This is a genomic window from Flavobacterium sp. B114r (assembly GCF_056824125.1).
This window is the reverse complement of record NZ_CP124858.1, coordinates 1,654,470-1,671,111: the sequence shown is the minus strand read 5'-3', so window position 1 is coordinate 1,671,111 and position 16,642 is coordinate 1,654,470. Positions and strand designations below refer to the sequence as shown.

Annotated in this window: 15 protein-coding genes; 9 read left to right on the top strand and 6 right to left on the bottom strand. The window is 33.9% G+C overall.

Going from position 1 to position 16,642, the window contains the following annotated elements; all coding sequences use genetic code 11:
• Window positions 1-452: 452 nt before the first annotated feature.
• Together QLQ94_RS07420 and QLQ94_RS07415 are read right to left on the bottom strand one after the other, a co-directional pair.
• The gene (locus tag QLQ94_RS07420) at window positions 453-1,499 is read right to left on the bottom strand and encodes an NAD(P)-dependent alcohol dehydrogenase (protein ID WP_482499439.1); all 1,047 of its coding nucleotides are present in this window, start codon (window positions 1,497-1,499) and stop codon (window positions 453-455) included.
• 99 nt (window positions 1,500-1,598) lie between these two features.
• Window positions 1,599-2,846 (bottom strand): ABC transporter permease, encoded by a 1,248-nt coding sequence (locus QLQ94_RS07415; RefSeq protein WP_427402127.1) that lies wholly within the window; start codon window positions 2,844-2,846, stop codon window positions 1,599-1,601.
• A 165-nt stretch (window positions 2,847-3,011) separates the two neighbouring features.
• Here QLQ94_RS07415 and purH point away from each other — a divergent pair, with 165 nt between their 5' ends.
• The 6 genes from purH to rodA all read left to right on the top strand — a co-directional run bounded on the left by purH (window position 3,012) and on the right by rodA (window position 10,256).
• Complete coding sequence (gene purH, locus QLQ94_RS07410) at window positions 3,012-4,538, top strand: bifunctional phosphoribosylaminoimidazolecarboxamide formyltransferase/IMP cyclohydrolase (protein ID WP_271336977.1); 1,527 nt, start codon at window positions 3,012-3,014, stop codon at window positions 4,536-4,538.
• Between the two features lie 54 nt (window positions 4,539-4,592).
• Entirely contained in the window at window positions 4,593-5,621 is a 1,029-nt protein-coding gene (locus QLQ94_RS07405) for a rod shape-determining protein (RefSeq protein ID WP_026983887.1), read from the top strand.
• A 109-nt stretch (window positions 5,622-5,730) separates the two neighbouring features.
• A complete protein-coding gene (gene mreC, locus QLQ94_RS07400) occupies window positions 5,731-6,555 on the top strand; it encodes a rod shape-determining protein MreC (RefSeq protein WP_271336975.1) in 825 nt (274 codons plus the stop codon).
• Entirely contained in the window at window positions 6,548-7,054 is a 507-nt protein-coding gene (locus QLQ94_RS07395) for a rod shape-determining protein MreD (RefSeq protein ID WP_271336974.1), read from the top strand. The genes mreC and QLQ94_RS07395 overlap by 8 nt, the downstream gene beginning before the upstream one ends.
• Window positions 7,051-9,006: a penicillin-binding protein 2 gene (gene mrdA / locus QLQ94_RS07390; RefSeq protein WP_271336973.1), complete on the top strand. Its 1,956-nt coding sequence runs from the start codon at window positions 7,051-7,053 to the stop codon at window positions 9,004-9,006. Before QLQ94_RS07395 ends, mrdA begins: the two co-directional genes overlap by 4 nt.
• 14 nt (window positions 9,007-9,020) lie before the next feature.
• Window positions 9,021-10,256: a rod shape-determining protein RodA gene (rodA, locus tag QLQ94_RS07385; RefSeq protein WP_271336971.1), complete on the top strand. Its 1,236-nt coding sequence runs from the start codon at window positions 9,021-9,023 to the stop codon at window positions 10,254-10,256.
• A 532-nt stretch (window positions 10,257-10,788) separates the two neighbouring features.
• Here rodA and QLQ94_RS07380 read toward each other — a convergent pair.
• From QLQ94_RS07380 to QLQ94_RS07365, 4 genes are all read right to left on the bottom strand, one after another.
• On the bottom strand, window positions 10,789-11,469 hold the full coding sequence (locus tag QLQ94_RS07380; RefSeq protein WP_271336970.1) for a DedA family protein: 681 nt from the start codon (window positions 11,467-11,469) through the stop codon (window positions 10,789-10,791).
• A 130-nt stretch (window positions 11,470-11,599) separates the two neighbouring features.
• The gene (locus QLQ94_RS07375) at window positions 11,600-11,941 is read right to left on the bottom strand and encodes a heavy-metal-associated domain-containing protein (RefSeq protein ID WP_427402126.1); all 342 of its coding nucleotides are present in this window, start codon (window positions 11,939-11,941) and stop codon (window positions 11,600-11,602) included.
• A 36-nt stretch (window positions 11,942-11,977) separates the two neighbouring features.
• Window positions 11,978-13,984, bottom strand: coding sequence for a TonB-dependent receptor plug domain-containing protein (locus QLQ94_RS07370; RefSeq protein WP_427402125.1), 2,007 nt, complete (start codon window positions 13,982-13,984; stop codon window positions 11,978-11,980).
• A gap of 113 nt (window positions 13,985-14,097) precedes the next feature.
• Window positions 14,098-14,496 carry an HYC_CC_PP family protein gene (locus QLQ94_RS07365; RefSeq protein ID WP_427402124.1) on the bottom strand — a complete coding sequence of 133 codons (399 nt, stop codon included), beginning with the start codon at window positions 14,494-14,496 and terminating at the stop codon, window positions 14,098-14,100.
• A gap of 176 nt (window positions 14,497-14,672) precedes the next feature.
• Here QLQ94_RS07365 and QLQ94_RS07360 point away from each other — a divergent pair, with 176 nt between their 5' ends.
• From QLQ94_RS07360 to rpsO, 3 genes are all read left to right on the top strand, one after another.
• On the top strand, window positions 14,673-15,128 hold the full coding sequence (locus QLQ94_RS07360) for a GAF domain-containing protein (RefSeq protein WP_271336965.1): 456 nt from the start codon (window positions 14,673-14,675) through the stop codon (window positions 15,126-15,128).
• 38 nt (window positions 15,129-15,166) lie between these two features.
• On the top strand, window positions 15,167-16,120 hold the full coding sequence (locus QLQ94_RS07355; RefSeq protein ID WP_427402123.1) for an energy transducer TonB: 954 nt from the start codon (window positions 15,167-15,169) through the stop codon (window positions 16,118-16,120).
• Between the two features lie 88 nt (window positions 16,121-16,208).
• Window positions 16,209-16,475 (top strand): 30S ribosomal protein S15, encoded by a 267-nt coding sequence (gene rpsO, locus QLQ94_RS07350; RefSeq protein ID WP_041516556.1) that lies wholly within the window; start codon window positions 16,209-16,211, stop codon window positions 16,473-16,475.
• Window positions 16,476-16,642: the final 167 nt, after the last annotated feature.

Here is a 16,642-nt window from a genome sequence, read left to right as displayed (position 1 = left end):
CTTTATCGAGCCACTTTATGTGATTTCTCCCTTTGGTCGAAATGACAAAAATGCGACATCATTGAGAAGAACGAGGAATCTCATCAAATAACTCCACACAGATTAGCGATAATCTTTGCCGAGCCACTTTATGTGATTTCTCCCTTTGGTCGAAATAACAAAAATGCGACATCATTGAGAAGAACGAGGAATCTCATCAAGTAACTCCGTACAAATTAGCGACAATCTTTGTCGAGCCACTTTATGTGATTTCTCCCTTTGGTCGAAATGACAAAAATGCGATATCAATTGTGATAGTGATAGATTGCAATATGGATGGAGAAGAATGGATTAAAATCCATCCCTACAATATAAATCGTTCCTCCGGAACTTTATTATTAATTTTAAAATCACAAAGTTGTAGCCCAATACTGGAAAAACCTTTGAACCTTTGCAACTCTGTTCCTTTGAACCTATTTAAGTGAAGCCATATCAATTACGAATCGATATTTTACATCGCTTTTATTCATACGATCATATGCTTCATTAATGTATGACATATCGATGATTTCAACATCTGATGTAATATTGTGTTCAGCACAATAATCTAACATTTCCTGAGTTTCTTTGATTCCACCAATTAAACTTCCCATAATACTTCTACGTTTCATGATTAAAGTAAAAACAGGAATTTCAGCAGGCGCTGGCGGAGCTCCTACTACAATCATGGTTCCGTTAGTTTTTAATAAATTCAAATAGGCATTATGATCGTGTTTTGCTGAAACCGTATTTAAGATAAAATCGAAACTATTGGCCATAGATTCCATAGTTTCAGGATTTGAAGTTAATGCAAATTTATGTGCGCCTAATTTTTTAGCATCAGCTTCCTTAGATGGCGAATGGCTTAACATAGTAACTTCTGCACCAAACGAAACAGCAAATTTCACTGCCATATGCCCTAAACCACCAAGGCCTAAAACACCAACTTTATGCCCCTTACCTACTTTTAGATAACGTAATGGCGAATAAGTGGTGATTCCTGCACATAATAATGGCGCCACTCCTTTTATATCTAATTTTTCAGATACATGAAGCGTATAACTTTCATCGACAATCATGCTGGTTGAATATCCTCCGCGAGTTGGGATATTTGTTCCTCTTTCGACACTGTTGTAAGTTCCCGTCATTCCTTCGTCACAAAATTGCTCTTCGCCAGATTGGCAACTTGGGCAAACTCTGCACGAATCTACGAAACAACCTACTCCGGCTAACTCTCCAACTTTAAATTTAGAAACTTCGCTTCCAACAGCAACGATTCGGCCTACAATTTCATGTCCCGGAACCAAAGGATAATCTACAGGTCCCCAATCTCCTTTTGCGGTGTGAATATCAGAATGGCAAACGCCACTATATAAAATTTCTATCTGAACCTGATGAGCACCTACTTCTTTTCTTTCAAACGTATAAGGTTTTAAGGGATTTTCGGCATCATAGGCTGCATACGCTTTTACTGGTATCATATTGTTGTATTTTTAATTTAAGCTATTAAAATTACGACAAAATAAGATAACAAATCAAAATTTGAAGTTGTAAAAAGATGAAATTTTCAAGGATTGACTTTACATTCCGGTTCTGATTGCTTCAACAGGATCAAGTTTCGATGCTGAAATTGCAGGCAAAATTCCTGAAATCACGCCAACCATAATTGACAATCCTGCCCCAATAATAACATTCCAGAAACTTAACACAAATTCAAAATCTAACAAATTGGTTAAAAGAATAGACATTAGCCAAACAATCAACAAACCAATTATTCCGCCAATTAAACAAAGTATAACGGCTTCAAACAAAAACTGAAACAATATAAATCTATTTTTTGCCCCTAAGGATTTCTGAATTCCAATTAAGTTCGTACGCTCTTTTACCGAAACAAACATAATATTTGCCACTCCAAAACCTCCAACAAGGAAAGAGAAGAAACTTATAAAAATTCCTCCAAACCTTAAACTCCCTAAAATTCCGTCAACAAAATCAGTAAAACCAGAAAGCACATTAATAAAGAAATTATCTGCCTCCCCTGCTTTCATTCCGCGAATTGCTCTTAGTTTTTGGGCAACTTCAGCCTTATACGCCTCCATATCTACACCCTTTACAGGTTTTAGTACAATTACCGGAGTCATTGAATCACTATCACCATACATGCGACGTAAAAAATTAGTTGGCAAATAAACAGATGTATCATTACTATTCCCAAAAAAACCGGCACCCTGTTTTGCTATTACTCCAATTACAGTAAAACGCTGCCCATACAAACGAATATTTTTTCCGATGGGATCACTTGTTCCAAAAAGGCCTTCGGCAATATCATATCCTAAAACAATAACAGGACTTCCTGAATTTGATTCGGATTCATTATAAAATCTTCCCTTATCAAAACTCAATCCTTCGATATCGACCATTTCGCTTGACGAAGGAACTACATTAACATCGCTAACGGTTTTTGAATCGTATTTTAAAGTTTCATGATTTACAAAAAGCTGATACGCCACTTGCTCTGTATTATTAAGAGAATTTTTCAGACTGATATATTCATCATATTTCACATTTGGAAACTGCTCTCTTTTCCATTGCGGAATTTCAGAAGGCCCGAAACAATATTTCATCAAATAAATCGTGTTTTTATCTAAGCTGCTTAAATCTTTTGAAATTTTTCGATCTAAGGAATCTACAGCAGCCAATACTGCTATAATCGAAAAAATACCAATCGTAACTCCCAACAGTGACAATAAGGTACGTAATTTATTATTTCGCAAAGCGTTTATGGCAAAGCGAAAACTTTCTTTTAATAACCTTAGATAAACAAGCATGTATGTGTATTTTTCATTAAAGTAAAATTCAATAATTTAAAAACAAAAACCTAATAAAAGTTAACTTACTCATCAGTAGTTTTTTTTAGCATAATGTTACATTAATTTTCTTTAAAATAATATTTAAAAAAACTACTTTTGCAGTCTGAAAATCATAACTACACAATGAGCACAACTAAAACAATACAATCGGCATTAATTTCTGTTTTTTCAAAAGACGGACTTGAGCCAATCGTTAGAAAATTACACGAACAAAACGTAACACTTTATTCGACTGGAGGAACAGAAGATTTTATTAAAAACCTTGGAATTCCTGTAGTTCCGGTTGAGGATATTACTTCATTCCCTGAAATTCTTGGTGGAAGAGTAAAAACATTGCACCCGAAAATTTTTGGTGGAATCTTAAACCGTCAGGATAACGAAGGTGACGTTCAGCAAATGAAGGAATTTGATATCCCTCAGATTGACTTGGTAATTGTTGATTTGTACCCGTTTGAAAAAACAGTTGCTTCAGGTGCAAGTGAGCAGGATATTATTGAAAAAATTGATATTGGCGGAATTTCATTGATTCGTGCCGGTGCAAAAAATTTCAAAGACACTGTAATCGTAGCTTCGGTAAACGAATATAGTTTGCTTCTAGATTTGATCACAGAACAAAACGGAGCAACAACTCTTGAAAACAGAAGATTGCTTGCTACAAAAGCATTCCACGTTTCATCTCATTATGATGGTGCTATTTTTAATTATTTCAATACTGACGAAACAATCTACAAAGAAAGTATCGAAGGTGGTCAGATTTTAAGATATGGAGAAAATCCTCATCAAAAAGGTTTCTTCTTTGGCGATTTTGACGCAATGTTCAAAAAAGTTCACGGAAAAGAATTATCATACAATAACTTATTAGATGTTGATGCTGCAGTAAACTTAATCAATGAGTTTAAAACTGATGGTCCAACGTTTGCAATTTTAAAACATAATAATGCTTGTGGCCTGGCTTCCAGAAAAACAATTAGCGAAGCTTATTTAGCAGCTTTGGCTTGTGATCCAACTTCTGCTTTTGGCGGAGTTTTGATTGCAAACACTAAAATTGATTTGGCTACTGCACAGGAAATCAACAAATTGTTTTGTGAAGTAGTAATCGCACCAAGTTATGATGACGATGCAATTGCAGTTTTACAAGAAAAGAAAAACAGAATCATATTAGTTCAAAATGAAGTTGAATTGCCTTCAAGACAAGTAAGAACATGTCTTAATGGTTTGTTAATTCAGGACAGAAATAATATTACAGATACTAAAGAGCATTTAAAAACCGTTACAATTACAGAGCCTACCGCTCAGGAAATAGAAGATTTAATATTTGCTTCTAAGATTTGTAAAAACACAAAATCGAACACGATTGTTTTTGCAAAAAACGGAACATTAATTTCTTCAGGTACAGGCCAGACGTCAAGAGTTGATGCTTTGGTACAAGCTGTAGATAAAGCTAAAGCTTTTGGATTTGATTTAACCGGCGCTTCTATGGCGAGTGATGCATTTTTCCCATTTCCGGATTGTGTAGAATTAGCTAAAAATGCAGGAATTACAGCAGTAATTCAGCCGGGAGGTTCAATAAAAGACGAATTAAGCATAAATTATTGCAATGAAAATAATGTTGCAATGGTATTTACAGGAACACGTCATTTTAAACATTAATTTGTTTAACTTTGTTCAAAATAATTTATAACATTTTAAACCCCTAAAAAACTTATGGGATTTTTTGATTTCATGACCGAGGATATTGCGATAGACCTTGGTACCGCAAACACTTTAATCATACATAATGATAAAGTTGTTATTGATAGTCCGTCAATCGTTGCACGTGATAGAATATCAGGCAAAATCATTGCTGTTGGTAAGGAAGCCAATATGATGCAAGGTAAAACGCATGAAAATATCAAAACCATAAGGCCTTTGAAGGATGGTGTAATTGCTGATTTTGATGCTTCGGAAAAGATGATCAATATGTTCATCAAAAGTATTCCTGCTTTGAAAAAAAGAATGTTTACTCCAGCTTTAAGAATGGTAGTTTGTATTCCTTCCGGTATTACTGAAGTTGAAATGCGAGCTGTAAAAGAATCTTGTGAAAGAGTAAACGGAAAAGAAGTTTACCTGATTCATGAGCCAATGGCAGCAGCAATTGGTATTGGTATCGATATTATGCAGCCAAAAGGTAATATGATTGTAGATATTGGTGGTGGTACTACTGAAATTGCAGTTATTGCTTTAGGTGGTATTGTATGTGACAAATCTGTAAAAATTGCAGGTGACGTTTTTACAAACGATATTGTTTATTACATGCGTACACAACACAATCTTTTTGTGGGAGAAAGTACTGCTGAAAAAATAAAAATTCAAATTGGGGCTGCTATCGAAGATTTAGACGGACCTCCGGAAGATATGTCAGTTCAAGGTAGAGATTTACTTACGGGTAAACCAAAACAGGTTGATGTTTCTTACCGTGAAATCGCTAAAGCATTAGACAAATCGATTCAACGTATTGAAGATGCTGTAATGGAAACATTATCGCAAACTCCTCCTGAATTAGCTGCAGATATCTATAACACCGGTATTTATTTAGCTGGTGGTGGATCTATGCTAAGAGGTCTTGACAAACGTATTTCGCTAAAAACAGATTTACCTGTTTATATTGCCGAAGATCCGTTAAGAGCTGTAGTTCGTGGAACCGGAATGGCACTTAAAAACATTGCAAAATTCAAAAGTATCTTAATCAAATAAGACACTAAACAAATAAAACATATCCTTACAAGAGTCAGGTTCGATTAATCTGACTCTTGTAAAACTTGAACCCAAAAGCATATCCTGAAACAAAATAATCGAACAAGAAATGCAGCAAATTTTTAATTTTATTATAAGAAACAGTAATCGATTGCTGTTTTTGCTGCTTTTAGGCATTTCGTTGGCTCTCACAATTCAATCCCATTCTTATCATAGAAGTAAAGTAATCAGTTCTGCTAATTTTTTAAGCGGCGGTGTTTATGAAAAAATTAATCGTGTAAACGAATATTTGAATTTAAAAACTGAAAATGACGAACTTGTACTTGAAAATGCAAGATTAAAAAGCCTGTTATTTAATAAAGAAGATACCACAAAACTTCCTCCACCGGATACTATCAAAGGCGTAAAACCTGCAGATATTATTGTTTCAAAAGTAATTCATAACTCATACAATACGCATGAGAACTTTATCACGCTAAATTCCGGAGCAAACGAAGGAATCAAGCCGGATATGGGAGTAATCAACAGCTTAGGAATTATTGGTATAATTGATAATACTTCGCCAAGATACTCTACAGTAGTTAGTATTTTGAATATGAGATCGCATATTAATGCAAAACTTAAAAAATCAAATCACTTTGGTTCTTTAACCTGGGACGGAAAAAGCACCGGATTTGTTCAATTAGAAGATGTGCCAAGATTAGCTTCTATCAGAAAAGGAGATACAATTGTTACAGGTGGCCAATCTGTAATTTTCCCTGAAGGAATCAACATTGGTACTGTCGATAAGATTTCAACAAAAGCGAACACTAGTTCCTATGTCATAAACGTTAAACTATTTAACGATATGACCAACTTAGGACACGTTTATATTATTAAGAGCAGGGACAGAGAGGAACTTATTAATTTAGAAAACAAGAAAAAAAATGAATAGCGCTTTGTTAGTCAATATTCTTCGTTTTATTATGTTACTAACAATTCAAATTGTTATTTTCAATAATATGAATTTTTTAGGGTACATAAGTCCCTTCCCATACATCCTATACATTATTTTGTATCCGGTAAACGGCAACAAGGCGGGATTAATTTTCTCGAGCTTTTTACTTGGTCTAACAATGGATATGTTTTGCAATTCCGGAGGAATTCATGCTACGGCATGTGTTATTCTCGCCTATTACAGACCTTATATTTTTAAGTTCTCATTTGGGCTTAGTTATGAATACCAAACTATAAAGCTGAACGATTCATTAACTCCTGAACGATTCTCATTTATTCTGGTCTCTGTTGTAATACATCATATTGTATTATTTATACTGGAAGCTTTTGAATTTAGATTTATTGGAGACATTTTGCTCCGAACTTTATTTAGTTCTATATTTACAATAATCACCTCAATTATAATAATTTACCTTATTAAGCCCAATAAACGATGAGAAAAGTTCTGCTGCCCTCTTTAATTATTATCGCAGCATCTTTGCTTGTGATGAGGGTATTTTATTTGCAAATTATAGATGATTCTTTCAAGTTAAAATCAGATAATAACGCAATAAAGAAACAGTACGACTATCCTGAAAGGGGATATATCTATGATCGATACGGGAAATTATTAGTAGCCAATCAGGCTTCTTACGATATCATGGTTATTCCGAGAGAAATCAAAGATGACTTAAATATCACTGAATTCTGTGCATTACTGAATATCACCAAAGAAGACTACGATAAGCGCATTGCAAAAGCCAAAGTATACAGCCCACGATTACCTTCTGTATTTTTACCGCAATTAAATAAATCTGAATTTGCCGCTTTTCAGGAAAAGATCAGAAAATATGAAGGTTTCTATTTCCAAAAAAGATCACTTCGTGATTACGAAGTAGATTATGGCGCCAATATTTTTGGCTCTATTTTACAGGTAAATGAAAAATTAATTGCTAAAAACCCTTATTACAATAGCGGTGACTTGATTGGAAGACAAGGTGTTGAAGAAAGCTACGAAGAAGTTTTACGCGGAATAAAAGGCGTAAAATACATCCAGAAAGATAAATATAATAGAGAAATTGGTTCTTATAAAGAAGGTAAATACGACACTATCGCTGTTGCCGGAGAAGACATTAATCTGACTATTGATGCTGAACTTCAAAAGTACGGAGAAGAATTAATGATCAATAAAAGAGGAGGAATTGTCGCTATTGAACCTAAATCAGGAGAAATTTTAGCGCTAGTTACTGCACCGTCTTATGATCCGGGTATCTTGGTAGGAAGACAACGCTCTAAAAACTATACTTTATTATATCATGATTCTATAGCAAAACCATTATATGACCGTGGATTACTTGCAGAATACCCGCCAGGTTCACCTTTCAAAATTTTAACAGGTTTAATTGGCTTACAGGAACAGGTAATAAACGAAAACACCACGTTTTTTTGTCATAATGGATTCAGTTATGGAAGAGGTCGTTTTATGAAATGCCATAGTCACGCACCAAACCAACAGTTACATAATGGTATTTACAATTCATGTAATACTTATTTCGCACAGACTTATATGCTAACTATAAATAAATATGCAGATCCGGCTAAAGCTGTAGATGTATGGAGTGATCACGTAAAAAGTTTTGGGCTAGGTCAGTTTATGGGATATGATTTACCAACCGGTAAAAGAGGAAATATACCAACATCTAAAACGTACAAAAAAATATATCCTAACGGAGGATGGCGAAGTACCACAATTGTATCGAATGCTATTGGTCAGGGAGAGGTTTTAATGACGCCTATTCAGTTAGCGAATATGATGGCTACTGTAGCGAATCAAGGTTATTATTATACACCTCATATCATAAAAAAAATTGAGGGCAAAAAAATTGATGCTAAGTTTACCACAAAACACGTTACTACGGTAGATCAAAAATATTTCCCTCCGGTTATCAGCGGTTTGTTTGATGTTTACAACCTTGGTACTGCGCGTGCATTAAGAGTTGAAGGTATTGATATTTGTGGAAAAACCGGGACAGCGGAGAATTTTGCTAAAATAAACGGAAAAAGAACACAGCTTAAAGATCACTCAATATTTGTAGCCTTTGCGCCAAAAGACAATCCTAAGATCGCAATCGCAATTATGATTGAAAATGGAGGTTTTGGTGCTGCAGTTGCCGGACCAATTGCAAGTTTGATGATAGAAAAATACCTAAGAAAGAAAATTACTAGAAATGATTTAGAAATTAGGGTATTAAACAAAAGTCTTGTAAGCGAATATGCAAAATTAGGAGGAATGACTGCAGCGAGCGCTATTGAATCTACTCCAAAAGACTCTGTTATGAGAGCTAAAATGGTAAAGCAACCACAAGTAGAAGTAAAAAAAGTACGTTTAGACACCACCCAAGAAAATTAATACCATTATTTCAAATGAAAAACCAAAGTATAAAAAATAACATTGACTGGATAAGTGTTTTTATTTACACTGCGTTGGTAATACTGGGGTGGCTCAACATCTATTCCTCATCATTATTATCTACGGACGGAACTTATCAAAAGCAATTAATTTTTATTGGTTGTACAATTCCTTTGATTTTTATCGTACTTTTTGTTGATGGAAAGTTTTATGAAAAATATGCCAGTATTATTTTCGGGGTTTCCCTTTTGTCTTTAGCCGGTTTATTTCTTTTTGGAAAAACCATCGCAGGACAAAGATGCTGGTACGCTATTGGAAGTTTTACCATACAGCCTTCTGAGTTTGCAAAAGCTGCCACATCATTAGCGCTGGCCAAATATCTAAGTGATACACAAATCAATCTGAAAGATGTAAACAGGCAAGTTCAGGCTTTAGCCATTGTATTTTTGCCTGTATTATTGATTTTACCACAACCGGATCCCGGGAGTGCCTTAATTTACAGTATTTTTATTGTTGTTTTGTATCGCGAAGGGCTGCCTTCATGGTATGTCTGGACTGGTTTTATCACCATAGTATTATTTGTCTTAACGCTTGTTTTAGAACCTTACGCAGTTATTTTAATTGCCTTGGGTGTATTAATTATTATACATTTTAAAGGCAGGGCCGTTGATCGAAATATAATTTTAAGCAGTATTTTATTAGCTGTTATTTCGGCTTTTGTTTTATCTGTAGATTATGTTTTTGACAATATCTTCAAACAACACCACCGTGACCGTTTTAACATATTACTAGGTAAAACTGTCGATATGAAAGGGATCGGATATAATACCAACCAATCAGAAATTGCCATTGGATCAGGAGGCTGGATTGGAAAAGGTTTTCTGGAAGGAACTCAGACAAAAGGAGGATTCGTTCCGGAACAACACACCGATTACATTTTTACAACTGTAGGCGAAGAATGGGGTTTTGCAGGATCAATGGTTGTGATCGCACTTTTTGTTGGTTTATTATTAAGAGTAATCTATCTGGCTGAAAGACAAAAAACAAAATTCAGCAGAGTTTATGGCTATTGTGTTGCCGGAATTTTATTCACTCACTTTTTTGTAAACATTGCAATGGTTATTGGAATTTTCCCAACAATTGGGGTTCCCCTGCCGTTCTTTTCATATGGCGGTTCCGGACTTTGGGGATTCACTATTTTATTGTTTATCTTCTTGAAAATGGATGCCAATAAAGTAAATGAATGGTAATCCTTTGGGATAAATTCTAAATTTAAAAAATTGCTGCACCTGTTCGCTATCGCTCGGACAATGTCATTAAGTTAAGAAATTTTTTAATGCGAATTAACTCTTTCAGAATCCGTAATCTTGTCATCTCGACGCAGGAGAGATCATACAAAAAAATCGACAAAGATTAGCGAATAGCTGAACGGAAATACTAGTGTGATCTCTCCTTCGTCGAGATGACAAACTTTGTGGTTACTTCTCTGTCTATTACCCATTCGTTAACTTAATGATACTGCCCAAAGCCTCGAGACACAAAGCTTTGTACACTTAGATTATGTAAACACAACTTAAATCTTAGTGAACTCTGCGAAAAATCTTTGCTTTCTCTGCGGTAAAAAATAGTCACTTTGTATATTTTTTTATACTTTCCACAAGATTTAGCATTGATTCATATTGTGCTCCAACGTTTAAATCATCGCCATACTTAAAAAAACTATCAAGCATAAAAAAAGTCCGAAGCTTTAAACTTCGGACTTTTTTGTATTTGTATATTTAATTATATCTTTTCGCTTGGTCTTTTCTTTAAAAGCTTTACCAAAACCGGAAATGTAGATATGATAACAATTATGATAATGATATATTCAATATGGTGCTTTAGATCAATTCCTTGTCTTAGAAAAATTCCATACAAATAATGACCTGCAAAAATCAGGATGAACGACCATAAAAATGAACTTAAAACATTAAAGAACATAAATTTCTTTTTATCCATAGAAACGATCCCTGCAATGATTGGTGCAAATGTTCTGAAAATTGGAAGAAAACGCGCATAGATAATCGCCTTACCGCCATACTTCTCAAAGAAATCCTTAGATTGTAACAAGTACTTCTTTTTGAACCAAAATGAATCTTCTTTTTTAAACAAATAATAGCCACTTTTGGCACCAAACCAATATCCTGTCATATTACCCAAAACTCCCATTATTGCAACAAGAGTAGAAAGGACAAATACATTTATGAAATCTGCCGGAATATCAACAACATTCAGCATTAAGTCACGACTATAAATACCCGCTAAAAAAAGTAAACTGTCTCCCGGAAGAAAGAAACCTGCAAAAAGTCCTGTCTCTGCAAAAACAATAAACAAAACAATAAACAAACCAATTTGAACACCTCCTATACTTAATGTAATATAAAATTCAGGGTTAATTAATTGACTCCAATCAAAATTATTCATAAATGCGTTTGGTTATATTTATAAGTTCGTGAAATTAACAATAATTTGCTTCAACACCAATAATTTGCTCTATTTTAAAGATAAATTAACTATTAAAAAGCCCTGACAAAAACATGGGCTCTCAAAATAATTATTCTCTTACATATTTACAACAAGAATGCAAATTCTCATAATCAGCTTCAGTTGCTTTAACATCCTTAGTATCATGCCCTACTTTAGCAACGGCTTTATTCAAATCTTCCGGAGACGATTTCTCTTCATTTAAAATTACTGCCAATTGATGCGAACTAATATCCCAGATAGCTGATTTTACTCCAGGAACACTAAATGCTGCTTTTTCGATACGCTTTTTACATTGCTCACAATTACCGTTTACTTCTGTTGTGTATTTTAAATTCTTATTTTTTTTAGTTTGAGCCTGAGCCGAAAATCCTAAAAAAGTGATCATTGCAATTAAAATTAAATTTTTCATTTTATTATTTGTTATTGATTTTTGAAATTGAATTCTTTATTTTATTTTAAATCGTAATCCTGCGTAATACATTTGACCAAAAATTGGAGCATATGCAATAGAAGCATCAAAGTTAGGACCAAAAGGATCTCCGGCACCCAAAATAGCTTTCTTCTGTTTGTAATTTCCAATGTTCTCCCCTCCTGCATATACTTCTAAAACTGACGAAAAAACTCTTGTTACCTGAACATTCATAACGGCATATGATGGCGAAAAATCAGGAAACTGATCCTCCACAGGATTTGATGCTGTATAAGGCAGCTGTTGTTTTCCGGACCAGTTAAAGGTAAAATCAAACTTCCATTGTTTTTCATCTTTCAATTGGGTTTCATATTCCAGATTTCCTAAAAAACGAAGCTTTGCCTGCAACGGACGCTGAAAAGTACCCGTTAAATAATCCGTTTGAACATCATAATATTTATAAGCAGTTCTTAAATTCAAGTTATGAATCAGCTCATAATTAAACTCGAACTGAAAGCTATTTGCAAAAGAGCTTCCTCTTAAATTATAGAACGAAACCTCTTGCGGGCTTTGCATCAAATCTACAATTGCCTGATTCTTAAAATCGGTACGATAGAAATCAAATCCTACCTCAGCATTTTTACTGAAAAGTTTAAATTTCTGAGAAAAACTCACACCGTAGTTCCATGCAATTTCAGGATTCAATCCATAAATCTTTCCTCCGGTATCTAAAATGGAGAACGTTCTGGAACTAGCAAAAAGCTGTTGATTCTCAGCAAAAATATTCGCTGAGCGTTTTCCCCTTCCTGCAGAAAAACGAAGTACTCCATCTTTCCAGGGATTATATCTCATATGCAAACGAGGTGTCGCGAAGAACCCCAGACGATTATGATTGTCAACTCTGCCTCCTAAAATCAAACTGAAATTATCATTATTATCATATGTATATTCAAAGAATGCTCCAACCGAATTATCAATTCTACTGTAATCCGTTACATTAACAAATTCCTGATACTGATCGTAAGTAAAATTTAAACCGGTCGAAAACTTGTGTTTTGTATTATTGATAATCGAATTGAAAATTAAATTAGAATAAAAACTATTCTGTCTGATATCATATAAATTCAACCCAAAATAAGAGTTTTGATTGTGACTGTTGAAAGCATTCTGAAAACCAATACTCTGATATGGCATATCCTTAAAAACGTAACCTACTTTTGTAGACACATCAAAACGTTCTGTATTAATTTCAGATCCCCAATGATTTGTAGTACCGCGATCTCTGTCTTTATCAAAATCAACTTCTCCCGTTTGTTTTTTATCATTCATATATCTAAAATTGATAAAACTCACAATACCGCTTTCGGGATTATAATATTGATAACGGTTCAGGACATTGATTTGTTTCCCTAACGGATTATCCAGAAAACCATCATCATTCATATCATTTTTTGCAACACGGGCATTCCCGTGAACAAATAAACTTGTTGCCCATTTATCAGACAGTTTTTTATTAAAATGAGTATTTACCTCAAAACGGGCATCGGTAGAACCATAAACATTCAGGAAGAACGGAATGTCGCTTAAAGGTTTTAGAAGTTCTGTATTTATTTGTCCTGAAATACTCTCGTAACCGTTTACAACACTACCGGCACCTTTGGTAATCTGAACACTCTCGATCCATGTTCCGGGTGTAAATGACAAACCGTAAGCCTGGGAAGCGCCATGAACCGAAGGAATATTTTCTTCTGTAATCATTAAATAAGGACTTGTCAGACCAAGCATTTTTATTTGCTTGGTTCCTGTTAAAGCATCAGAAAAATTCACATCGATTGAAGGATTTGTCTCAAAACTTTCGGCCAGATTACAGCAAGCGGCTTTTAACAGTTCTTTGCTTGTAATAACAGTTGTATTGGCAGTAAGCGTATAGGATTTTTTGATTCCTTTTTGCTTTTTGGTAATTTTCACTTCCTCTAAATTCTCTTGTGAAAAAGCAGAAAAAGAAAGTAAAATCACGCCCAAAAGCATCATATTTTTTTTCATGAAAAAGATTTTAATAGTAATTAGAAAAGCTGTTTTTAAGCATATCCTCAATTGAGAAATAAGCAAACAGCGTATTGCAAACCAAAAGATGGCTTGACTCTAAACTATCAAAATCAGGAATAAAAAATATACTGGTGATATAATTTAAATAAAGGAGGAGCATTCGCATCAGAATAATACGAAATGATCTGACTGCTTTTAAAAATTGGAATTGTTACAAAAACAATTGATTTGAATTCCTGTACTACAGGTGCAAAAGCAAATTGAAAAAAGAAAAACTTAAGAGTAGCATCGTCTGATTTTTTTTCAAAATGAACCACTTTGTCCTTACAACAAGAAGATTCTTTTTCAGACACTCCACAACATTTCTTTCCGTGAGATGCAGAAACGGAAGTATTTAATGAAACCGAAGCGATTCTACCTCCGCAATAATGCACATCAAAAGCAAACCCTATGTTGGAAACCAACAAGAGCAATGCTAAAAATAGTCCTGTGCACTTTTTTAAATTCATGCTGCAAAATTACCTAAAAAAAGAATATAAACTAATTTATCTATACAGGAAAAAATGCAATATATAGTATCCCAGTAAGACTTAAATTTTAGCAGGTATTTTTTAAAGAAAAAATTTTGAGATTTATATGTTTTTTGAGATTAGCTTTAAATACTTTTGTATAAAATTTTCACATCATGACATTTCAGGAATTACAACCAAAAATAAGCGCTATTGTTGCTGACACTAAAACTCTTAGAGACGAAAAATTATTATCGATCTGCCAGCTTTTAAATGCAGAAATCGAATACTACAACTGGGTTGGTTTTTATTTTGCCAATCACGAAACCAAAACATTACATTTAGGTCCATATATAGGAGCAGAAACAGATCATACCGTTATCCCATTTGGAAAAGGAATTTGCGGACAAGTAGCCGAAAGTAACGCCAATTTTGTGGTGCCGGATGTTGCCGCTCAGGACAATTACATCGCCTGTAGCTTTACGGTAAAATCTGAAATCGTTGTTCCTTTATTTGTCAACGGGCAAAACATTGGTCAAATTGATATTGACAGTCATGTGATAGATCCATTTACAGAAGCTGATGAAAGATTTTTAGAATTTGTAAATCAGGAAGTTGCTAAATTGTACTAAAAATAACACATTCGCCTAACTTACTTTTAACTATTAATATGAAACTAATTTTACGCGTTTTTATTTTCTTCACAATTTCGACAAAACTATTTTCTCAAACTACAATTCCAGCGAGCAAGATCACTTATCTGGACTCCAGTTGGGTCGAAAGTACGGAGGACAACTATAAATACATTAGAATTGTTGAAGAATATTTTTTAGACAAGAAGGCTTACGTTTTAAAAGAGTACTACAAATCCAAAGTTTTAAAAATGATTGGGACTTCTGCAGATAAAGATGTTATCAAGCGTGAAGGCCAGTTTGTTTACTATTATGAAAACGGAAACAAAAAATCGACTGTTAATTATTTGAACGGAAAAAAGACCGGAAAAGAATTTAACTGGTATGAAAACGGCAACATAAAATCTGAATTTGAATATTTTACTACTAATGATGATAACACAGATTATAAATTAAATAATTACTGGAACGATCAAAAGGAGCAAAAAGTAATTTCGGGCAATGGAGATCTCGACTATAAAGATGAATATATAGAAGAAAATGGAAAAGTAAAAAACGGTTTACGAGATGGAATCTGGAAAGGTAAGTTTCTAAAATCAAAATATAGTTTTACAGAGAATCATGAAAACGGCAAACTGGTTTCCGGAATAACCCTAGATTCTTTAAATATTGAACATCCTTATACTATTGCCGAACAGCGCCCTAGTCCTAAAAAAGGTATTAAGTCCTTTTATAGTTATATTAGTAAAGCAATGTACATACCGTTAGAAGCCAGAAATAAAGCATATGGAAAAATATACCTGACTTTTATCGTCGATAAAGACGGAAGTTTAGTTGATCCTAAGATATTAAAAGGAGTTGGATACGGATTGGATGAAATTGCAATCCTGGCTATAAAAAATGCTAAAGACTGGAATCCGGGCACAAAAAGAGGTATCCCGGTAAGAGCTCGTTACTCGTTACCTATAACAATTGTAAAAAACAGGTCGTAAAATTCTTTTTTCCAAAAAAAAGTTCTAATTTTGCACCCGTCTTACAAAAGATGTATGACATACATAAAAATCATTAAATAATATTGGAATGTATTTAACTAAAGAGAAAAAAGAAGAGATTTTTGCACAACACGGTGAAGCAACAAACACTGGAAAAGCAGAAGCTCAAATCGCATTGTTTACTTACAGAATTAGTCACTTGACTGAGCACTTGAAAAAAAATCGTCACGATTATAATACTGAGCGTTCATTAGTACTATTAGTAGGTAAAAGAAGATCGTTGCTTGATTACTTGAAAAAGAAAGAGATCAACAGATATCGTGAGATTATCAAAGTATTGAATATCAGAAAATAATCAATATAGAAAAGAGGTGCGAAAGTGCCTCTTTTTGTTTTTACAGATTATATATATTACAAGCATTTTTAAAAAGAAAAAAAGTTTGGTTTTTCATTGGGTTTTAGAATAAACAACAACTACACACAACAACTACAACACAACTAAAACCCATTGTATAACCAATA

Bases quoted from the DNA above. Each gene is read 5' to 3' on its own strand.
- QLQ94_RS07420 (WP_482499439.1), bottom strand. From the start codon at position 1,499: ATGATACCAGTAAAAGCGTATGCAGCCTATGATGCCGAAAATCCCTTA.
- QLQ94_RS07380 (WP_271336970.1), bottom strand. From the start codon at position 11,469: ATGAATAATTTTGATTGGAGTCAATTAATTAACCCTGAATTTTATATT.
- rpsO (WP_041516556.1), top strand. From the start codon at position 16,209: ATGTATTTAACTAAAGAGAAAAAAGAAGAGATTTTTGCACAACACGGT.
- QLQ94_RS07365 (WP_427402124.1), bottom strand. From the start codon at position 14,496: ATGAATTTAAAAAAGTGCACAGGACTATTTTTAGCATTGCTCTTGTTG.
- purH (WP_271336977.1), top strand. From the start codon at position 3,012: ATGAGCACAACTAAAACAATACAATCGGCATTAATTTCTGTTTTTTCA.
- QLQ94_RS07395 (WP_271336974.1), top strand. From the start codon at position 6,548: ATGAATAGCGCTTTGTTAGTCAATATTCTTCGTTTTATTATGTTACTA.
- QLQ94_RS07360 (WP_271336965.1), top strand. From the start codon at position 14,673: ATGACATTTCAGGAATTACAACCAAAAATAAGCGCTATTGTTGCTGAC.
- QLQ94_RS07415 (WP_427402127.1), bottom strand. From the start codon at position 2,846: ATGCTTGTTTATCTAAGGTTATTAAAAGAAAGTTTTCGCTTTGCCATA.
- rodA (WP_271336971.1), top strand. From the start codon at position 9,021: ATGAAAAACCAAAGTATAAAAAATAACATTGACTGGATAAGTGTTTTT.
- QLQ94_RS07405 (WP_026983887.1), top strand. From the start codon at position 4,593: ATGGGATTTTTTGATTTCATGACCGAGGATATTGCGATAGACCTTGGT.
- QLQ94_RS07375 (WP_427402126.1), bottom strand. From the start codon at position 11,941: ATGAAAAATTTAATTTTAATTGCAATGATCACTTTTTTAGGATTTTCG.
- QLQ94_RS07370 (WP_427402125.1), bottom strand. From the start codon at position 13,984: ATGAAAAAAAATATGATGCTTTTGGGCGTGATTTTACTTTCTTTTTCT.
- mrdA (WP_271336973.1), top strand. From the start codon at position 7,051: ATGAGAAAAGTTCTGCTGCCCTCTTTAATTATTATCGCAGCATCTTTG.
- QLQ94_RS07355 (WP_427402123.1), top strand. From the start codon at position 15,167: ATGAAACTAATTTTACGCGTTTTTATTTTCTTCACAATTTCGACAAAA.
- mreC (WP_271336975.1), top strand. From the start codon at position 5,731: ATGCAGCAAATTTTTAATTTTATTATAAGAAACAGTAATCGATTGCTG.